The sequence below is a fragment of the Betaproteobacteria bacterium genome, assembly GCA_016720065.1.
In the GTDB taxonomy this organism is placed as follows: Bacteria; Pseudomonadota; Gammaproteobacteria; order Burkholderiales; family Rhodocyclaceae; genus SSSZ01.
Genome location: JADJXY010000001.1, coordinates 460,001 through 478,858, shown reverse-complemented (window position 1 = coordinate 478,858; position 18,858 = coordinate 460,001). Strand labels below are relative to the sequence as shown.

Here is an 18,858-nt window from a genome sequence, read left to right as displayed (position 1 = left end):
AATGACGGTCATCCTGCGCCGCTTCGCCCTCTTTGCCACGCTCATCGCAGTGCTTGCCGCCCTCATCTGGTGGGGCACCCGGCCCAAACCCATCCCCGTGGTGCTGAAGGAAGTGGCGACCGGTGCCGTGGAATCCACCCTCGCCAACACCCGGGCCGGCACCGTGGATGCCTGCCAGCGCACCAAGCTTTCGACCATCCAGGGCGGGCGCATCGAGTTCCTGGGGGTCAAGGAAGGAGACAGGGTCAAAAAGGGCCAGCTCCTCATGAAGCTGTGGAACGACGACCAGCAGGCCCAGGCTGCCCTGGCCCAGACCCAGATCGCTGCGTCGGAAAAACGGGTGGCCGAAGCCTGCGTCGTCGCCGCCAACGCCGAGCGCGAGGCCGAACGCCAGGCCCGCCTGCGGGCCCAGGGCTTCGTCTCGGTGGGCAAGGAAGAAGCCGCCCGCACCGAGGCCGAGGCCAGGCGGGCCTCCTGCAACACCGCCAAGGCCGACGTCGCCTCGGCCCAGGCCAAATTCCGGGCCACCCGGGTCGAGCAGGGGCGTACCGCCCTCTACGCCCCCTTCGACGGTATCGTCGCCAAGATCGTCGGCGAACTGGGCGAGTATTCCACCCCCTCGCCCCCCGGCGTGCCGACGCCGCCGGCCATCGACCTCATCGACGATACCTGCCTCTACGTCACCGCCCCCATGGACGAGGTGGACGCCCCCAAGATCAAGCCCGGCCAACCGGTGCGCATCAGCCTCGACGCCCTGCCCAGGCAGGTGATCCCGGGCACGGTGCGGCGGGTGGCGCCCTACGTCTCCGCCGTGGAAAAACAGGCGCGGACGGTGGATATCGAGGTCGATTTCGCCCAGCCGGAAACCGCCGGCAAGCTGCTGGTGGGCTACAGCGCCGACGTGGAAATCCTGCTCGCCGTGCGCGACAAGGTGCTGCGCATCCCCACCGCCGCCCTCCTCGAAGGCAACCGGGTGCTGGTCTATAACCCGGAGACGGAAAAACTCGACGAGCGCACGGTCAAGCCCGGCCTCGCCAACTGGGAATACACCGAGATCGCCGAGGGCCTCCAGGCGGGCGAGCGCATCGTCACCTCCCTGGAAAAGGAAGGCGTCAAGGCCGGCGCCCACGTCGTACCGGACGACAAGGCCAAGGCCTCCAAGTAGGACATGCCCCTCATCGAGCTTGCCGGCATCGAGCGCGTCTTCCAGCTGGGGGACAGCGAGGTCCATGCCCTGGCCCAACTCGACCTGGCCATCGACGCCGGGGAGTACGTCGCGGTGATGGGCCCCTCCGGTTCCGGCAAATCGACGCTGCTGAACCTGCTGGGCCTGCTGGATCGCCCCGATGCCGGCCTCTACCGCCTGGAGGGGCGGGACGTCACCACCCTGTCGCCGGAAGAGCAGGCCCGGGTGCGCAGCCGGCGCATCGGCTTCGTCTTCCAGAGCTTTCATCTGGTGCCGCGGCTCACCGCCGCCGAAAACATCGCCCTGCCCATGACCCTGGCCGGCATCCCCCCCAAGGAGCGGGCTGAACGGGTGAATCGGGCACTCAAGGATTTCGGCCTGGAGAACCGGGCCGACCACCGCCCGGACCAGCTTTCCGGCGGCCAGCGCCAGCGGGTGGCCATCGCCCGCGCCACCATCATGGAGCCCGCCCTGCTGCTGGCCGACGAGCCCACCGGCAACCTGGACCGCCACACCGGCGACGAGGTGGTGCACCTCCTGGAAGAACTCAACGGCCGCGGCGTCACCCTGATCGTGGTCACCCACGACCCCACCCTGGGCGCCCGCGCCCGGCGGCAACTGGTGATGGAAGATGGGCGCTTGAAGCAGGATAGTGCGGGGCCGGCGCCGTGACGGTGGGCCTGCCCCCTCCTCCATTCGGAGCGAGCCGCTGTGGCCGGCCCCTTGGCCGGAGATTTCCGGCTGCCCCGCCTCCGTTCACTTCGACATTGCGCAGAACAGGCCTGTCGAAGCCCGGAGCATCCCGCCCTTCGACAGGCTCAGGGCGAACGGCCAGCACGCTGCCGCGGATTTAGGGGATCGCACCATGCGCACCGCCGATATCCTGCGCTTCGCCCGCGACGCGGCCGTCGGCACCCCATTGCGCACCGGCCTCTCGGTGCTGGCCATGTCCATCGGCGTCGCCGCCGTGGTGGTCCTCACCGCCCTGGGGGACGGGGCACGGCGCTACGTGGTGGGGCAGTTTTCTTCCCTGGGCACCAATCTGGTCATCGTGCTGCCGGGCAAGACCGGCACCGGCGGCTTCAATCCCGCCACCGCCATCACCAGCACGCCGCGGGACCTCACGGTGGACGACGCCGCCGCCCTGCTGCGCGCCCCGGCGGTCAAGCGCCTGGCGCCGCTGACGGTGGGAACGTCCGAGCTGAGTTTCGGCGGCAAGCTGCGGGAAGGCATGGTCGCCGGCTCCACGGCTGAGCTTCTCGCCGTGCGCAATTTCGAACTCGCCCAGGGAAGCTTCCTGCCCGAGGAAGACTGGAACCGCGGCGCCCCCGTGGTGGTGATCGGCGCCAAGATCCGCGAGGAAGTCTTTGGCGCCACCCCGGCCGTCGGCCAACTGGTGCGTGTCGGCGACCGCCGGGTGCGGGTGGTGGGAGTGCTCAAGTCCGCCGGCACCGGCCTGGGGATGGATACCGATCAGCTCATCATCGTCCCCGTGGCCCTGGCCCAGGCCATGTTCAATTCCAACACCCTGTTCCGCATCCTGGTGGAGGCCAAGAGCCGGGAGGCCATCCCCGCCGCCCGGGACCAGGTGCTGGCCATCCTCAAGGCCCGCCACCAGGGCGAGGAGGACGTCACGGTCATCACCCAGGACGCCGTGCTGGCCACCTTCGACAAGCTCCTCGGCGCGCTCACCCTGGGCGTCGCCGGCATCGCCGCCATCAGCCTCGCCGTGGCCGGCATCCTGGTGATGAACGTCATGCTGGTGGCCGTCACCCAGCGTACGGGCGAAATCGGGCTGCTCAAGGCCCTGGGCGCCCCGGGCCGCACCATCCGCGCCGTGTTTCTCACCGAGGCGGCCATGCTCTCTACCGTGGGGGCCGGCGTCGGTTACGGATTGGGCCAACTCGGCGCCTTTGGCATCCGCCTTGCCTTTCCGGTCTTTCCCGCCTACCCGCCCGATTGGGCAGTCATCGCCGGCCTCGGCACGGCGCTTGCCACCGGCCTCATCTTCGGCGTCATGCCGGCCCGCCGGGCGGCACGGATGGACCCGGTGCAGGCTTTGATGAAGCATTGATGCTCTTTTCCGACGCCCTCCGCCTCGCCCTGCGCGCCATCACCGCCCAGCGCCTCAGGAGCTTCCTCACGCTCCTGGGCATCGCCGTGGGCATTGCCGCGGTGATCCTGCTCACGTCCATCGGCGAGGGCATCCATCGCTTCGTCCTGGGCGAATTCACCCAGTTCGGCACCAACAACATCACCATCGTGCCAGGCAAGACCAAGACCGGGGGAACACCCTCGGGCCTGCCTTCCAGCGCCCGCCCCCTGACCCTGGACGATGCCCGGGCCCTGGAGCGGCTGCCTCACATCGTCGCCGTCACCCCCAACGCCCGGGGCAACGCCGAGGTGGAGGGCAACGGCCGCACCCGGCGCACCTTGATCTATGGGGTCAACGCCCAAATGCCGGCAGTCTTCAAGGCCCGCGTGCGAAGCGGCCAGTTCCTGCCTGCGGAGGACGGCGACGCCGGTGCCCGGGCCTTCGTGGTCCTCGGCCCCAAGCTGAAGAACGAGTTGTTCGGCAGCGAGAACCCCCTTGGCCAGCGCCTGCGCATCGGCGGCCTGCACTTCCGCATCATCGGCATCATGGAATCCAAGGGCCAGTTCCTCGGCATCGACCTGGACGACAGCGCCTTCATCCCCGCCGGCCGCGCCCAGGAGTTGTTCAACCGGGAAGGCGTGGACGAGATCAACGTCTCCGCCGCCGAAGGCGTGCCCTCGGCCATGGTCGCCAGCGCCATCAAGGAGCGCCTGATCGCCCGCCACAGCCGCGAGGATTTCACCATCGTCACCCAGGAGGAGATGCTGAAAACCCTCTCCAACATCCTCGACGTGCTGACCCTGGCCGTCGGTGCCCTGGGCGGGATTTCGCTGCTGGTGGGTGGGGTCGGCATCGTCACCATCATGACCATCGCCGTCAGCGAGCGCACCGGCGAGATCGGCCTGCTGGTGGCCCTGGGAGCGCCGCGGCGCTCCATCCTCGCCCTCTTTCTCGGCGAGGCGGTGGCGCTTTCCGCCCTGGGAGGGCTCTTCGGCCTGATCCTTGGCGTCGGCCTGGCTCAGGCGATCCATCTGGCCGTCCCCGCGCTCCCCGTCCATACGCCCTTGGCCTTCGTCATCGCGGCGGAAGTCGCCGCAGCGGCTATCGGCCTGCTGGCCGGCGTTCTCCCCGCCCGCCGCGCAGCCCTGCTCGACCCGGTAGAAGCCCTGCGCACCCAGTAACCCGCCCTTCCCCCTTCCCCTCCACCTGCCAGGAGTTGCCATGATCTACACCGTCGCCGACCTTGTCCCGGGAATGACCGACAGTCTCGCCAAAACCATCACCGAAGCGGACATCGTCCTCTACGCGGGCATTTCCACCGATGTGAACCCCGCCCATCTCGACGAGGAGTTTGGCAAGAGCACGCAATTCGGTGGCCGCATCGCCCACGGCATGCTGACCGCCAGCCTCATCTCCGCCGTTCTGGGCACGCGCCTGCCCGGCCCCGGCTGCATCTACGTGGCCCAAAGCCTGCGCTTCAAATCCCCGGTCCGGCCGGGGGACACGGTCAGGGCCACGGCGACGGTGCGCGAGGTCTATCCGGAGCGCAACCGGGTGGTGCTGGATACCGTCTGCACCGTGGGAGACCGCGTGGTCATCGAGGGCGAAGCGACCATGATGCCCGCCAAGGCCCCCCGTCCGTGACCGCCCCCGTCGACCGCCACCAAGTCGCCGCCTGGATCTTCGCCGCGACTGCCCTCCTGGGTGCGCTGCTCCTGCACCTGCTTCCGGCCCTGCTGGCGGGGCTCCTGGTCTTCGAACTCGTGCATCGCCTGGCGGCGCGCCTGCCCAACGGTCTGGGGGAGCGCCGCAAGACCCTGGCCTTGCTGCTCTTCGCGGTGATCGTCGTGCTCGCTGTAGGCGCGGCGCTGATCGGCGCCCTCGCTTTCTTCCGCTCGGACCAGGGCAGCCTGACCGTGCTGCTGGCCAAGATGGCAGAAATTATCGAAGGCGCGCGGGATCGCCTGCCCGCCTGGCTGGCGGACCGACTGCCAGGCAGCACCGACGAAATCCGCGAGGCCCTCGGCCACTGGCTGCGCGATCACGCGGCCGAACTGCAGACCCTGGGCAAGGAGGCCGGGCATGCCTTCGCCCACATCCTCATCGGCATGGTCATCGGGGCCATGGCTGCCCTGCGGGAGGCCTGCGCCGCCGCCGATCTCGCCCCCCTCGCCACGGCCCTGAGCGAACGCATGCGTCGTTTCGCCGATGCCTTTCGCCAGATCGTCTTTGCCCAGGTCAAGATTTCGGCGGTCAATACCCTGTTCACCGGGATTTATCTCGCCCTGATCCTGCCGCTGCTGGGGATTCATCTCCCCCTGACCAAGACCCTCATCGCCGTCACCTTCGTCGCCGGCTTGATCCCTGTGCTCGGGAATCTGGTCTCGAACGTCGTGATCGTGGTGGTCAGCCTCTCGGTCTCCCTCGAAGCCGCCGGAGCCTCACTCGCCTTTCTCGTCGTGATCCACAAGCTGGAGTACTTCCTCAACGCCCGCATCGTCGGCGCCGGGGTGGGGGCCACCGCCTGGGAACTGCTGGTGGCCATGCTGCTGATGGAATCGATCTTCGGCATCCCCGGCGTGGTCGCTGCACCGATCTATTACGCCTACCTGAAAGGCGAACTCTCGGACCGGGGGCTTGTTTAGAACCTCTCGCCCTCGTGCAGGAAGCGCCATTTCCCGGGGGGCAGGTCGCCCAGCATGACCCGGCCGATGCGCACCCGCTTCAGACCGGTCACCTTGAGGCCCACCAGTTCGCACATGCGGCGAATCTGGCGCTTTTTGCCCTCCTGCAGGATGAAGTGCAACTGGTCCTCGTTCAATTGCTTGACGCGGGCGGGCTTGAGGGCCTTGCCATCCAGTTCCAGTCCATGCTTCAGGAGACTGAGGCCATTGGCCACCATCTGGCCGGAAACCCGCACCAGGTATTCCTTCTCCACCTTGCCGTCTTCGCCGATGAGGAGCTTGGCCACCCGCCCATCCTGGGTAAAGACCAGGAGGCCGCTGGAATCGGAATCGAGCCGCCCGGCAGGAGCCAGGCCGCGCAACATCCAGGGTTTGAACTCCGGGTCGCCCTGGGTACGCACCTGGCTGTCGGCATCGATGAGTGTCACCGCTGGCGTGCAGCCGGGTTCCGGCTGGCCGGAAACGTATCCGACCGGCTTGTTGAGCAGGATGGTGACCTGTTTGGCCTGGTCCTTCTGCGCCTCGCGGGAAACGCTGATCTCGGCTTGGGGGTCGATGCGGGTGCCCAGTTCGGCTGTGCGCTGGCCATCGACGAAGACCCAGCCCCGCTCGATCCAGGCGTCGGCCTCGCGGCGCGAACACAGGCCCCGCTCGGCCATGATCTTGGAAAGGCGCACGCCTTCCCGGGGCCGCTCCCCTGGGACGGCGGGGGGAATGATCTGCACGTCACGCGGCGGGGACGATTGCCCCGGCGCAGGCCTGGGCGCGGGCCCCTCACTGCGCTTCGGACGGGCGGCAGGAGCCTCTTTCCAGGGGGATGGCGCGAGCGCCGGTTTTTTTCCGACAGGACGCCCCTCCGCCCCCTCCAGGCCCGACCGGCCTTCGCGGACGGGCCGGCCGGCCGCTCCGGACACCTTGGCCACTCCGGACACCTTGGCCGCTCCGAATGGCTTGGCCGACTCCGGAGCGCCCGTCCCTGAATCGTCCCGGCGCCAGCGCGCCCAGGGATCCTCCGCAGGCTTCACCGCCCGCGGCGGCTTGCGACCGTCGCCCCCGGGCTCGCTCATCGTACGTCGAGCAATTCGACTTCGAAGACCAGGGTGGCGTTGGGAGGAATGACGCCGCCGGCACCGGCCGCGCCGTAACCCAGATTGGGCGGAATGGTCAGGCGGCGACTACCGCCCACCTTCATGCCCTGCACGCCCTCGTCCCAGCCGCCGATCACCTGGCCACGACCGAGGTGGAAGGCAAAGGGCTGGCGCCGGTCACGACTGGAATCGAACTTGGAGCCATCGGTGAGCCAGCCGGTGTAATGCACGAAAACGTATTGGCCGGCGCTCGCTTCAAGCCCGGTGCCCACCGTCAGGTCGTCGATGACCAGGCCGGAGGAGGTCGTGATTTCAGCCATGGGGATTCCTTCGAAAAGGCGGCAAGTCTAGCACAAGGCTTTGACTCGCCTGAGAAATTGTGTAGAATGCGCGGTTCTTTGCAACACGTTTCGGAGTCCAACATGTATGCGGTCGTAAAAACCGGGGGCAAGCAGTATCGCGTGTCCGCCGGCCAAAAACTCAAAGTAGAACAGATACCGGCAGAAGTTGGCGCAGAAGTCACCCTCGACCAAGTCCTCATGGTAGGCGAAGGCGAGTCGGTGAAGGTCGGCGCCCCCCTCGTCGCTGGGGCTTCCGTCAAAGCGACCGTGGTTTCCCACGGCCGCCACGACAAGGTCAAGATCTTCAAGATGCGCCGTCGCAAGCACTACCAGAAGCACCAGGGGCATCGCCAGAACTACACCGAGCTGCGCATCGAAACGATCGCCGCCTAAGTAGAGAGCAAGGAGTACTCAAATGGCACACAAAAAGGCAGGCGGCAGTTCCCGCAACGGTCGCGATTCAGAATCCAAACGCCTGGGCGTCAAGCGCTACGGCGGCCAATTCGTCCTCGCCGGCAACATCATCGTCCGCCAACGCGGCACGGAGTTCCACCCTGGCGAAAATGTCGGCTGCGGCAAGGATCACACCCTCTTCGCGCTGAAGGACGGCACCGTTCAGTTCACCATCAAGGGCGAGGCCAAGCGGCGCACGGTCAACATCGTCCCAGCCACCGAATAAATCGGTCCGGCAGGAATCAAGGGGCCCTATCCGCCGGATAGGGCCTTTGTTTTTTTGGCGCAATCTCCATGAAATTCATCGACGAAGCCAAGATCTACGTCAAAGCCGGTGACGGCGGCAATGGCGTGGCCACCTTCCGCCGCGAAAAGTACATCCCCATGGGCGGGCCGGATGGCGGCGACGGCGGCCGCGGCGGCAGCATCTACGTCATCGCCGACCGCAACATCAACACCTTGGTCGATTACCGCTACACGCGAAAATTCCTTGCCCAGCGCGGGGAGAACGGCCGCGGTTCCGATTGCTACGGCGCGGGCGGTGAAGACATCACCCTGCGCGTGCCGGTGGGGACGGTCATCAAGGTTCTCGACAGCGAGGAGATCCTGGCCGACCTGGATCACCACGACAAAAAGGTGCTGCTCGCCAAAGGCGGCAAGGGCGGCCTGGGCAACATCCACTTCAAGTCGAGCACCAACCGCTCGCCGCGCAAATGCACCAAGGGCGAGGCCGGTGAGGAATTCGAACTGGCCCTGGAACTGCGGGTGCTGGCCGACGTGGGCCTGCTGGGCCTGCCCAACGCGGGCAAGAGCACCCTGATCCGCGCCATTTCCGCCGCCCGGCCCAAGGTGGCGGACTATCCCTTCACGACCCTGCACCCCAACCTGGGCGTGGTGCGGGTCGATGCCAACAAGAGCTTCGTCGTCGCCGACGTGCCGGGCCTCATCGAGGGCGCTGCCGACGGGGCCGGCCTGGGTATTCGCTTCCTGAAGCACCTGCAGCGCACCCGCCTGCTGCTGCACCTGGTGGACTTGGCCCCCATGGACCCGGAAGCCGATCCGGTCCATGACGCCGTCGCCATCGTGGGGGAACTGGCCAAGCACGACCCGGAACTGGCGGCCAAACCCCGCTGGCTGGTTCTCAACAAGCTCGACCTCATTCCCGAGGAGGCGCGTGAAAAAGCGATCAAGGCTTTCCTCAAGGCCTACAAGAAAGCCTCCGGCTACGACTGCCCCGTTTTTCCCATCAGCGCCATCAGCGGCGATGGCACCAGGCCCCTGATCTACGCCGTCCAGGAGTTGCTGCAGCAGATCGCCCCGCCGCCGTTGGCTACGCTAGAATCTGAACCCGCTTCCCCAACCGACAAGGACGTCGATGGCGACCTTTGACCAACTCCTGGCGCAGCGCGACACCATCCTGGCCATGGCAGCCTCCCACGGTGCCGAGGCGGTTCGCGTTTTTGGCTCGGTCGCCCGGGGTGACGATCGCGGCGACAGCGATATCGACTTCCTGATCCACATGCAGCCGGAGCGTTCCCTCATGGACCTGATCGGCTTCAAGCTCGATCTGGAGTCCCTTCTTCATCGGCCGGCTGACGTCGTAACCGAGGGAGGACTCCACCCGCTGATTCGCGACCGCGTCCTGCGCGACGCTCGGCCGCTATGAGCGACGATCGCCGCGAATTGCTGCTCTACCACGCCCGCGAACTCATTCACCGCATTCAGGTGTATACCGAACCAGGGCGAGAGGTTTTTTTTCGGATCAAAAGACACAGGATGCGGTTCCTATGACCCTGGCTGCACCTTCGCGTCAGTTTGGCTTCACCCCATTTCCATGACCCGTCTCGCAACCGTCCGCCGCCTGGTCGTCAAGGTCGGCTCCGCCCTGGTCACCAACAACGGTGCAGGCCTCGACCTTGCCGCCATCGACAACTGGGCGCGGCAGATCGCCGCCCTGCGTCGCCAGGGCAAGGAAGTGGTCCTCGTCTCCTCCGGCGCCATCGCCTGCGGCATGCAGCGTCTGGGCTGGAGCAAGCGGCCCAAGTCGGTACACGAGCTCCAGGCCGCCGCCGCCGTCGGGCAGATGGGTCTGGCTCAGGTCTATGAGGGCGCTTTCAGCCAGTACGGCCTGCCTACCGCGCAGATCCTGCTCACCCACGACGACCTGGCCGACCGCAAGCGTTACCTCAACGCCCGCTCGACCCTCACCACCCTGCTCGAACTGGGGGTCGTGCCCATCATCAACGAGAACGACACCGTGGTCACCGACGAAATCAAGTTCGGCGACAACGATACCCTGGGGGCCTTGGTGGCCAACCTCATCGAAGCGGAGGCCCTCATCATCCTCACCGACCAGCCGGGTCTGTACACCGCCGACCCGCGCAGGGACGCCAGCGCCACCCTCATCGCCGAGGCCACGGCGGGGGACGAGTCCCTGGAAGGCATGGCCGGCGGCGCGGGAAGTTCCCTCGGCAAGGGCGGCATGATCACCAAGGTGCTCGCCGCCAAACGTGCGGCCAAGAGCGGAGCTCATACCGCCATAGCCAGCGGCCGCGAAGCCGACGCCATCGTCCGCCTGGCCGCCGGTGAGGCGGTGGGCACCCTGCTGCTTTCCGCCACCCCTCCCCTGGCCGCGCGCAAGCAGTGGCTGGCGGATCATCTGCAAACCGCCGGCCGTCTCCTCCTGGACGCCGGCGCCGTCACCGCCCTGCGCGCCGGCAGGAGTCTCCTGCCCATCGGCGTGCTGGCCAGCGAAGGCGATTTCGAGCGCGGTGCCGCCGTCGCCTGCATCAGCCCGGAGGGCCACGAAATCGCCCGGGGACTGTGCAACTACGGCAGCGGCGAAACCCGCCTCATCGCCCGCAAGTCGAGCCAGGAAATCGAAGACGTTCTCGGCTACGTGGATGAGCCCGAACTCATCCACCGCAACAATCTCATCGTCCTGAACTGAACCGGGCGGGGGCCGCCGCCCTTCTCTTCCTACCCCTCGTGAGGGCGAGGAGAGTCCTTGGCCGCTTGCTCGCGGGCGCCGAGGCGCGCAGCACGCCGGGAATCGGGAATCGCCTCCCACATCCCCGGACGGCAAAACACAGGCAACAAAAAAGGGGCCGAAGCCCCTTTTTCGCGTTGCGTGGTCTGCCTTACTGCTGCTTGGCGCGACGGCGGGAAGCCGCGACACCGACCAGGCCCAGACCCAGTAGAGCCAGGGCGCCGGGTTCCGGAGCAGCGTTGAAGGAGGTGGAACCGTCGGACTGGAAGTGGAAGTCGCAACGGGCAACCACGACACCGGCTTCGGTCAGGCCGCCGGAGGTGCAGTCGGCATCGCCGTTCACCGCAACGCCACCGACGTTGGTGTAGACCGGGGTGACGCCCACGACGGCGTCGGACGGGTTGGTCTGGGCGAAGGGATCAGCCAGGTTGGTCGTGTCGTTGAGACCGATTTCCAGGGTGGTCAGGATGCTGCGGAAGAAGTTGCTGTCCTGGCTATCGACGTGGGCGTTGATGGTGGAGGAACCGTTACCCGTGTGGCTCAGGACGCCGCTCTGGTTATCGACACCGAAGCCGTCGAGCAGAGTCGGGGTGCAACCGGTAGTCTGAACGCCCAAGGAACACAGGGTAAGACCGCTACCCGGGATGAGCTCGGTATTGCCGCCGATGGTGGCATTGTTGAAGGCGCCGGTACCGTTGAGGATGGTCGCGCTCAGGATCATGGTGCCGTCACCGTAGCCACCACCGGTAATGGTGTTGGCGTCGGGCGTCGTGTCGTAGAACATGTTGATGACGCCGCCCAGCACGGTGAAGCTGGCGGAACTGCCGCCCAGACCGGTCGCCACTTCGATGATGCTGGCCTGAATGGTGAACTCGGTGCCTGCCAGCGGGGAGAAGACGGTCTGACCACCGCCGCCTTCGTTCTTCACCGCAGAACCCAGCTTGGCTTGGTAGACGGTGGTGAAGGGGACGCCGGAGCCGGAACTCAGTGCGCCGATGGACAGGGCATTGCCCGGCAGCCAGTCGAAGAAGCTGATGGTCTGTTGACCACCGGCAGCGGCACCGTTGAAGTCGAACACGATGTCGTTGAAGGCGTTGGCCTGGCCGGAGGCGAGGGCGCCGGCGATCAGGGAAGCCAGAAGAACTTTTTTCATTTTCATCTCCAAGTAAAGAGTCTGTTACCTTTTACTTGCCTTCCAACTGATCTGGAGAGCACGCCGACTAATAAGCACGCAGCGTGCCAGCTATACGTTTTTATTTAAAAACAATCGCTTAATAAGCACCCCCCGCATGCACGCCGGCTGGAGTGTAAAGAATTCCGACGCTGCCGTTACCGGAATTCCCCTCATCCTCAGAAGGTGTAGCGCACCTCGGTATACACGCGGTCGCGCTCGTCGTATTGGCCGAACAAGCCCGTGGGCTTGCCGCCGAAGACGTCGGCCCCCACCAGAAGACGCCAGTTCTTCTGGAAATTCCACAGCACCCGCGGTCTGGCCAGCCAACTGGAGCGGTTCAGGCTGGCGATATAGGTCACCTGGGATTCGATGGCCGGGATGATCTTGGTGTTCAGGTACAGGCTGTAGCCGTTTTCTTCCCGGTCCTGCAGGCTGTCGCGATCATGATTGGTATAGATGCGCTGGAAGAACTGCACGTTGAAGCGGGTGTCGGCGGGCAGGGTGAAGTCCAGGCCCGCCGCCCAATCGACGGTGTTCTGCTCGGCCAGACCGTCGGCGTCCATAAAGCGCAGCACCGGGTATTTGCGGCCATGGGTATGCACCGCCTCCATCTTGAACACCACGCCGTCGATGTCCTTGGCCAGGGTCCCGCCAAACTGCCGGATGCGTTCGTGGCGGGCCTGGTAGATCACCGTCGGCACCGGCGGGGTGAGGCTGATGCTGCGGTGGAAGGTGGGCTGGACATCCATGCTGCTGTAGGCGAAGCCGGAAAGATCCCAGCCGCTTAGGAGCGCAGACAGGCGAACGCCGTAGTTCATGTGGTCCCAATCCGCCTTGGGCCGCTTTTCGTGCAGATAGGTGACCCGCCCGGTCAGGTCGGGCTGGTAGGGATAGAACTCGGCCCCCGGCTTGCCGATCTTGTCGTAGGTAGCCACCGGGACCCAGAGGAATTCAGCGTGGAAGTCATCCTTGTAGTATTCGGCTCGTGCCGCCCATTGCGGCGTGCGCAGGGCTTCGAATTCCGGCAGGATGAACTCGCGCAGATCCCGCGCGGAAACAACGTCGGCGAAAAACAGGCCGACCATTTCGCCCCATACGACGTGCTGGCGCCCCAGGCGGAAGTCCCAATCGCCGCGGCTGATGTCGAGATAATTCTCCCGCAGGGCAAAGTCAAAACGCTGGTCGTGGCGGACAGGCTGCGGATAGAAGTCGTTGAGGTCGTAGACCGCGTCGTAGTCGGCCCGGGCACTGAGCTTGTAGCGGATGCCGCCGCCCAGATCGCCCCGGCTGGCGAGTTCGCCCCGCGCCCTGAGTTTCGACCAGTGGTCGGGAGACGAGACGGTTCGCGCGGCTTCCAGTTGGATATAGCCGGTGACGCCTCCGGTTTTCTTCTCGCTTTTGGCCTTGGGGAGGGGGTCGTCGTCCTCGAACAGGGCGTCGCGCCCGTCGGCCCCGTGGGCAGCGGGGATGGTAGCGAAGCAGGCCATCAAAACGGCAAGGGCTGCCCCTTGCCAGCCCAGGTTTTTCACAACGGCGCCCGGGGCGCCGCCTGCGTATTTCATGCGATCCATGCCTAACTTTCTCCTGCTGCCATTTCCGAAAGGTTGCGCACCCGAACGAGCTTCCACTGGTTGGCGTCGTCGCGCACCCCAAGAGATTTGATGGTTCCGTCTTCCATTTTGACCAGACGGTCCGAAACATCGACCACCTTCTGGTCGTGGGTCGAGAAAATGAAGGTCGTGCCCAGGTGCTGGTTGATGAGCTTCATCAAACGCAGGATTTCCTTGCCCGTCGCCTTGTCCAGGTTGGCGGTGGGCTCGTCGGCAAGAACGATCGCCGGCTGGATGGCCAGCGCCCGGGCAATGGCGACCCGCTGCCGCTGCCCGCCGCTCAGCTGGTTGGGACGGTGATGCACGTATTTGGACAGACCGACGATATCGAGAAAGTAATCGACCCGCTTCTTGCGGTCGGAAGCCGTCAAGTCCTTGCGCTGCAGCAAGGGATATTCGACGTTTTCGGCAGCGGACAGCACGGGAAGGAGATTGAAGGTCTGAAAGATGAAGCCGATCGAACGCGACCTGAGGTCGGCAAGTTGATCCGAATTCTTTTCGGTGACGTCCTCGTCGTTGATGTAGATCTTCCCGCTGGTCGGACGATCGATACAGCCGATGAGGTTGAGCAGCGAGGTCTTGCCGCTCCCCGAAGGCCCCGAGATGGCAAGGAACACCCCCGGCTCGACGGACAGTGTTATATCATTGACCGCCTGGACGATCTGCTCCCCAAGCAGATAGTCCTTGAACACACGCTCTATGCGCACAACACTCATGGTCTGATCCTTGCAGCATTAGCCGAGGTTCGCCGAACCGACACAGGTGAAAGCATGATTTCCATTCGTTCCCCGTTCCGCAAGGGCGCCCTTCTTTTTACCCTGTCCACCCTGCTTGCAACCCCATTTGCGCTTGCGGAAGAGCAGCCCCCGGTTGCCCCTGACGACGCCTATGCCCGGAGTATAGTGGAAAAGGCAGACCAGGTGCGCTTTCCCGCCGAGGGATTTCAGGTCGAAATCGGCATCTCCACCACACAAACCGACAAACCCGCCGAAAATCGCAAATATCGCATCCTGTCCAAGGGCAACGAAAACACCATCGTCATGATCACGGAGCCTGCCTCGGAACGAGGCCAGATTCTGCTCATGAAGGGCCGCGACCTGTGGGTGTTCATGCCCGAAGTTTCCCAGCCGGTGCGGATTTCCCTCGCCCAGCGCCTGACCGGTCAGGTGGCCAATGGCGACCTCGCCCGCGCCAACTTCGCGGGTGACTACAAACCCAAGGTGCTGCGCTCCGAATCCATCGGCAACGAGGACTATTACGTCCTTGAACTGACCGCCGTGGATCGTGGCGTGACTTACCAGAAGGTCATGTACTGGGTTAACAAGAAATCTTCGTGGCCGCTCAAGGCGGAGTTCTACTCTCTCTCCAACCGCCTGCTAAAAAAATGCCGTTATGAGAAATTTGAAACCATGCAGGGCAAGATGCGCCCCACGCGGCTGGTGATGGAGGATGCCCTGCGCGGCAACGAGCAGTCGGTTCTAGATTACAGCGGCATGAAACTGCGCGACCTGCCGGACAAAATGTTTACCAAGGAGTACCTCAGCAAACTGGGGGGCGAGTAAGCGTAACCCGCTGCACGCCGCGCCAGCCTCACGGCTCCGCCTCAGGGACCGCCCGCCTTAGCCCCCGCAAGGCCGCGCCCTCCTCCTCAGAGCGCCCTGGCCCTCATTTCCTTGACCACGCCCTCGGCCCCTCTTTCGCACAGTTCAAGCACACGTTCGAAACCCGCGAGATTGCCGTAATAGGGGTCGGGGACGTCCCCTGAGCCCACTTGGGAAAATTCGAGGAAGAGGCAAATCTTGTCTTGCAGTTCCGCCGGGCAACGGCGACGCAGGGTCTCCAGATTATCTCCATCCATGGCGAGAATGCAGTCGTAGAGGGTGAAATCATCCAGCCGAATCCTCTTTGACCGGATGCCGCTCAGGTCGTAGCCTCGCTTGGCGGCCACCTGCAGGGCTCTGTTATCCGGCGCCTCGCCGGCATGAGCCCCCGCGGTTCCAGCAGACGCAACGCTAACCCGCGCGCCCAGGCCCGCACGCTGGAGATGCGCCCTGAGCACGCCTTCGGCCATGGGTGAACGGCAGATATTGCCCATGCACACCAACAGAATCTTGAACATTCGTACTCCGCGGGGACGGGAAGGACCAGAGGGAGTCGCTACTGGGGAATGTTTGGTCGGAGTGACATGATTCGAACATGCGACCCCTGCGTCCCGAACGCAGTGCTCTACCAGGCTGAGCTACACTCCGAGGGCAGTCGAGGCGGTCAGTGGTTCCGCTCGACAGCAAAGAGGGTTAATTGTAGCAGAGCATCACGATATTTTGAAGGCGAAAGCTCTGCCAGAGCACCTCTCGCCAGCGCGGCCTCTTCACTTGCCCGGCGCCGCGCATGGTCGAGAGCACCGGTGAGCCGGATGGCCTCGAGCACCGCAGGGAAGTCTTCCCGCCCGCCCGATTCGATGGCCCGCCGAACGCACGCGGCCTGCTGAGAACTCCCGTTCTGCAGAACGAAGATCAAGGGCAGGGTCGGCTTGCCTTCCGCCAGGTCATCCCCAAGATGCTTCCCCGTATCCACTTCCTGCCCGGAATAATCCAGCACATCGTCGACGAGTTGGAATGCCGTTCCAAGATGCATGCCGTAATTCGCGAATTCCTCGACGCATCCCGGCGCTCCACCACCGATCAAAGCCCCGAGCTGAGCCGCCGCCTCGAAAAGCTTGGCGGTCTTGTAGCGAATCACTCTCAGGTAGCGCTCCTCGTCGACGTCGGCATCGTGACAGTTCATCAACTGCAAGACCTCGCCTTCGGCGATCACATTGGTAGCATCCGAAAGCACGCGCATCACCCGCATGTCGTCAACACCAACCATCATCTGGAACGCTCGCGAGTAGAGGAAATCGCCCACGAGCACGCTAGCGGCGTTGCCAAACATGGCGTTGGCCGTATCCCGCCCACGCCGCAACGAAGACTCATCCACCACGTCGTCATGCAGAAGCGTTGCAGTGTGGATGAACTCCACCACTGCGGCGAGTTCGTGATGATGGCTCCCCCGATACCCGAGGGCGCCTGCTGCGAGGAGGACGAGCGCAGGTCTGAGCCGCTTTCCCCCACTTCCGATGATGTATTCAGCTACTTGACGAACGAGAACGACGTCGGAATGGAGTCGGCTCCGGATGACCGAATCGACAGCCCGCATGTCCGGCCCGATCAGAGCATTGAGTTGGTCCAAAATCTATTGCGCCGCCGCTATGCAGAAGGGCGAGATGTTAGGCGGCGCCCGCAGCAGCGTCAAGGCGACGACCTTCCTGGTTTCGTGTCTTGTTCCCCTGCCCTCTGCTCCGGCGCAGCTTTGGGCTACACTTGGACGCTTACACGAAGCGCAGGGAGATTGAACCGATGGATGTGCGAAACATCATCGCCCCGGTCGTCAGCGACCGCGGCGCCCTTGAGGAATTCGCCGACGCCTTGGCCGACCGGGCACCGGAAATTGAAAGGGATGTCACTCGCCTGCGCAAGGCGCCCCAGGATCGGGAACTGATTGCCGATTTGTTCCGTGCGGTCCACAACGTCAAAGGCGATGCTTCGCTATGCAAATTTGATCTTGCGGTGGCGATTGCCCATCCCATCGAATCGGTCCTTGCCCGCTTCCGCTCGGGCGAAATTCAGTTCTCTGATCTGCTCGCCGAAGCGGTACTGTTATCCGTCGACCGGCTGGAGTTGGCCACTGACGGCATCTTGTCAGGGAAGTCTCTCGAGAATTTGCGCCTTCTCCCCTTGGTCAACGGTTTGGAGCGCATCGCTGTCGCACTAGATGAAGAAGTCGATGACCTGAGCCGGCAGCTGATAGAGGCGGTGACCGGTTTCCCCCCCGTGATCGCAACGCTTTCGACCAAACCCCCCCGTAAGTCTTCGCCTCCCCCGGGGCAGCAGAACGCCCCGGCCGATCTACAATTCTTCCGCTCCCTCGCCCTTCAATTCGAGAGTCGCTCGCCGCTGTTCAAGGGGCGTACGATGCGCATTCTGCGTCTGGCGCTTGAAACCAATCGTGCGGTCGGTAGCACGGTCGACGCGGTACAGCTTGAGGCCGCGGTCTACCTCCACGATCTTGGGATGATGTTTCTTCCTGAATCCACTTGGCTCAAAGTGGGCAGGATGACTGACGAGGATCGCGCCGCGCTGCGCAACCACCCGGGATTCGCAGCAGGACTCCTCCAGCGCATGGCGGGATGGGAGGCTGCCGCCCAGATGATCGCCCAACACCATGAAATGCCCGACGGCAAGGGCTACCCAGCGCAGTTGGCTGGTAATGCCATATGCGATGGCGCAAAAATCCTCGCCATCGTCGATGCGTTCGAAGCCGTCATGCTCAAGCATATCCACCGGGGCAAAAATCGATCGGTTTTGCGTGCCATCGCCGAGGTCAACGCTTGCGACAATCAATTCGCCCCTGAGTGGATTGCCCCATTCAATCTGGTTATCCGGAAGACGATCGAGGCTTGATGTCTGGGGCCGATGAGCGGCGCTTTGGCGGTATCGCGAGGCTTTACGGAGCTGACGGCGCGCACCGATTAGGACAGGCGCACGTTGCTATTGTGGGCATCGGTGGAGTTGGGTCGTGGTCCGCGGAAGCCTTGGCCCGAAGCGGGGTTGGAACACTTACACTGATAGATCTCGATGTCGTCGCCGAATCCAACGTCAATCGCCAGATCCATGCCCAGGACTCGAATTTCGGCAAGGCCAAAGTCACGGCGATGGCCGAGCGGATACGGGAATACAGCCCCAGGTGCCAGGTCCACACCGTGGACGATTTCCTCTCCCCGGACAACGCGGAAGCCCTGCTCGACCGATCGTTTGACGCCCTCATCGACGCCACGGACCAAGTCAAGGCAAAGTGCGCCATGATTGCGTTCTGTGCGCAGCGCACCACGTACTTGGTGACCATTGGCGCCGCTGGCGGGCAAATCGACCCAACCCGTGTTCGCGCTGACGATTTAGCGCGTACCGTCCAGGATCCCTTGCTCGCAAGAGTTCGCGCTGAGTTGCGCAAGCAGTACGGATTCCCGCGCCAGACGGGAAAACGTTTCGGAGTCGATGCGATTTACTCGGAGGAGCCACTGCGAAATCCCCCAGCCGCTTGCGCACCGCCCTCTGGAAGTGCAGGACTCAATTGCGCAGGGTTTGGGTCCTCCATCTGCGTAACAGCGACCTTCGGGTTTGCAGCCGCCGCCAGCGTGATCAA

General features: G+C 64.4%; 21 protein-coding genes and 1 tRNA gene (1 of these 22 running past the window's edge). 14 read left to right on the top strand and 8 right to left on the bottom strand.

Annotation, left to right across the window (positions count from 1 at the left end; translation table 11 throughout):
- The first annotated feature begins 1 nt into the window (after position 1).
- The 6 genes from IPM73_02300 (at position 2) to IPM73_02275 (ending at position 5,926) form a co-directional block, all read left to right on the top strand.
- Complete coding sequence (locus IPM73_02300) at positions 2–1,165, top strand: efflux RND transporter periplasmic adaptor subunit (protein ID MBK8916916.1); 1,164 nt, start codon at positions 2–4, stop codon at positions 1,163–1,165.
- Positions 1,166–1,168: 3 nt separating this feature from the next.
- Entirely contained in the window at positions 1,169–1,858 is a 690-nt protein-coding gene (locus IPM73_02295) for an ABC transporter ATP-binding protein (protein ID MBK8916915.1), read from the top strand.
- 193 nt (positions 1,859–2,051) lie between these two features.
- Entirely contained in the window at positions 2,052–3,260 is a 1,209-nt protein-coding gene (locus tag IPM73_02290; GenBank protein MBK8916914.1) for an ABC transporter permease, read from the top strand.
- Positions 3,260–4,462: an ABC transporter permease gene (locus tag IPM73_02285; protein MBK8916913.1), complete on the top strand. Its 1,203-nt coding sequence runs from the start codon at positions 3,260–3,262 to the stop codon at positions 4,460–4,462. Before IPM73_02290 ends, IPM73_02285 begins: the two co-directional genes overlap by 1 nt.
- Before the next feature lie 40 nt (positions 4,463–4,502).
- Positions 4,503–4,925, top strand: a complete 423-nt coding sequence (locus IPM73_02280; GenBank protein MBK8916912.1) for a MaoC family dehydratase — start codon at positions 4,503–4,505, stop codon at positions 4,923–4,925.
- A complete protein-coding gene (locus IPM73_02275; protein MBK8916911.1) occupies positions 4,922–5,926 on the top strand; it encodes an AI-2E family transporter in 1,005 nt (334 codons plus the stop codon). Before IPM73_02280 ends, IPM73_02275 begins: the two co-directional genes overlap by 4 nt.
- Here IPM73_02275 and IPM73_02270 read toward each other — a convergent pair.
- The gene (locus IPM73_02270; GenBank protein ID MBK8916910.1) at positions 5,923–6,834 is read right to left on the bottom strand and encodes a pseudouridine synthase; all 912 of its coding nucleotides are present in this window, start codon (positions 6,832–6,834) and stop codon (positions 5,923–5,925) included. The two genes, IPM73_02275 and IPM73_02270, sit on opposite strands and share 4 nt — an antisense overlap.
- Positions 6,835–7,028: 194 nt before the next feature.
- Complete coding sequence (locus IPM73_02265) at positions 7,029–7,373, bottom strand: FKBP-type peptidyl-prolyl cis-trans isomerase (protein MBK8916909.1); 345 nt, start codon at positions 7,371–7,373, stop codon at positions 7,029–7,031.
- Positions 7,374–7,475: 102 nt separating this feature from the next.
- Between IPM73_02265 and rplU the strand changes: the two genes are divergently transcribed.
- The 5 genes from rplU to IPM73_02240 all read left to right on the top strand — a co-directional run bounded on the left by rplU (position 7,476) and on the right by IPM73_02240 (position 10,797).
- Positions 7,476–7,787: a 50S ribosomal protein L21 gene (rplU, locus tag IPM73_02260; GenBank protein MBK8916908.1), complete on the top strand. Its 312-nt coding sequence runs from the start codon at positions 7,476–7,478 to the stop codon at positions 7,785–7,787.
- A gap of 22 nt (positions 7,788–7,809) precedes the next feature.
- A complete protein-coding gene (gene rpmA / locus IPM73_02255; GenBank protein ID MBK8916907.1) occupies positions 7,810–8,073 on the top strand; it encodes a 50S ribosomal protein L27 in 264 nt (87 codons plus the stop codon).
- Between the two features lie 68 nt (positions 8,074–8,141).
- Positions 8,142–9,236 carry a GTPase ObgE gene (obgE, locus tag IPM73_02250; protein MBK8916906.1) on the top strand — a complete coding sequence of 365 codons (1,095 nt, stop codon included), beginning with the start codon at positions 8,142–8,144 and terminating at the stop codon, positions 9,234–9,236.
- The gene (locus tag IPM73_02245; GenBank protein ID MBK8916905.1) at positions 9,223–9,513 is read left to right on the top strand and encodes a nucleotidyltransferase family protein; all 291 of its coding nucleotides are present in this window, start codon (positions 9,223–9,225) and stop codon (positions 9,511–9,513) included. The genes obgE and IPM73_02245 overlap by 14 nt, the downstream gene beginning before the upstream one ends.
- A gap of 168 nt (positions 9,514–9,681) precedes the next feature.
- The gene (locus IPM73_02240) at positions 9,682–10,797 is read left to right on the top strand and encodes a glutamate 5-kinase (protein ID MBK8916904.1); all 1,116 of its coding nucleotides are present in this window, start codon (positions 9,682–9,684) and stop codon (positions 10,795–10,797) included.
- A gap of 190 nt (positions 10,798–10,987) precedes the next feature.
- Here IPM73_02240 and IPM73_02235 read toward each other — a convergent pair whose 3' ends face one another.
- The 3 genes from IPM73_02235 to IPM73_02225 form a co-directional block, all read right to left on the bottom strand.
- Complete coding sequence (locus IPM73_02235; protein MBK8916903.1) at positions 10,988–11,620, bottom strand: PEP-CTERM sorting domain-containing protein; 633 nt, start codon at positions 11,618–11,620, stop codon at positions 10,988–10,990.
- Between the two features lie 566 nt (positions 11,621–12,186).
- On the bottom strand, positions 12,187–13,581 hold the full coding sequence (locus IPM73_02230; GenBank protein MBK8916902.1) for a hypothetical protein: 1,395 nt from the start codon (positions 13,579–13,581) through the stop codon (positions 12,187–12,189).
- Positions 13,582–13,583: 2 nt separating this feature from the next.
- Entirely contained in the window at positions 13,584–14,336 is a 753-nt protein-coding gene (locus IPM73_02225) for an ABC transporter ATP-binding protein (protein ID MBK8916901.1), read from the bottom strand.
- A gap of 54 nt (positions 14,337–14,390) precedes the next feature.
- On the opposite strand from IPM73_02225, the gene IPM73_02220 reads away from it, so the two are divergent.
- On the top strand, positions 14,391–15,182 hold the full coding sequence (locus IPM73_02220) for an outer membrane lipoprotein-sorting protein (GenBank protein MBK8916900.1): 792 nt from the start codon (positions 14,391–14,393) through the stop codon (positions 15,180–15,182).
- Between the two features lie 86 nt (positions 15,183–15,268).
- On the opposite strand, the gene IPM73_02215 is transcribed toward IPM73_02220, so the two are convergent.
- From IPM73_02215 to IPM73_02205, 3 genes are all read right to left on the bottom strand, one after another.
- Positions 15,269–15,739: a low molecular weight phosphotyrosine protein phosphatase gene (locus IPM73_02215; GenBank protein ID MBK8916899.1), complete on the bottom strand. Its 471-nt coding sequence runs from the start codon at positions 15,737–15,739 to the stop codon at positions 15,269–15,271.
- Positions 15,740–15,792: 53 nt separating this feature from the next.
- Positions 15,793–15,869: transfer RNA gene (locus IPM73_02210), tRNA-Pro, on the bottom strand.
- Positions 15,870–15,885: 16 nt separating this feature from the next.
- Positions 15,886–16,815, bottom strand: coding sequence for a polyprenyl synthetase family protein (locus tag IPM73_02205; protein ID MBK8916898.1), 930 nt, complete (start codon positions 16,813–16,815; stop codon positions 15,886–15,888).
- 200 nt (positions 16,816–17,015) lie between these two features.
- Between IPM73_02205 and IPM73_02200 the strand changes: the two genes are divergently transcribed.
- Together IPM73_02200 and IPM73_02195 are read left to right on the top strand one after the other, a co-directional pair.
- Positions 17,016–18,119, top strand: a complete 1,104-nt coding sequence (locus IPM73_02200; protein ID MBK8916897.1) for an HD domain-containing protein — start codon at positions 17,016–17,018, stop codon at positions 18,117–18,119.
- On the top strand, positions 18,119–18,858 hold the 5' portion of the coding sequence (locus IPM73_02195) for a tRNA threonylcarbamoyladenosine dehydratase (protein MBK8916896.1). It continues 16 nt past the right edge of the window; 740 of the gene's 756 nt are visible here — the first part of the coding sequence; the start codon lies at positions 18,119–18,121; its stop codon lies off the right edge, out of view. Before IPM73_02200 ends, IPM73_02195 begins: the two co-directional genes overlap by 1 nt.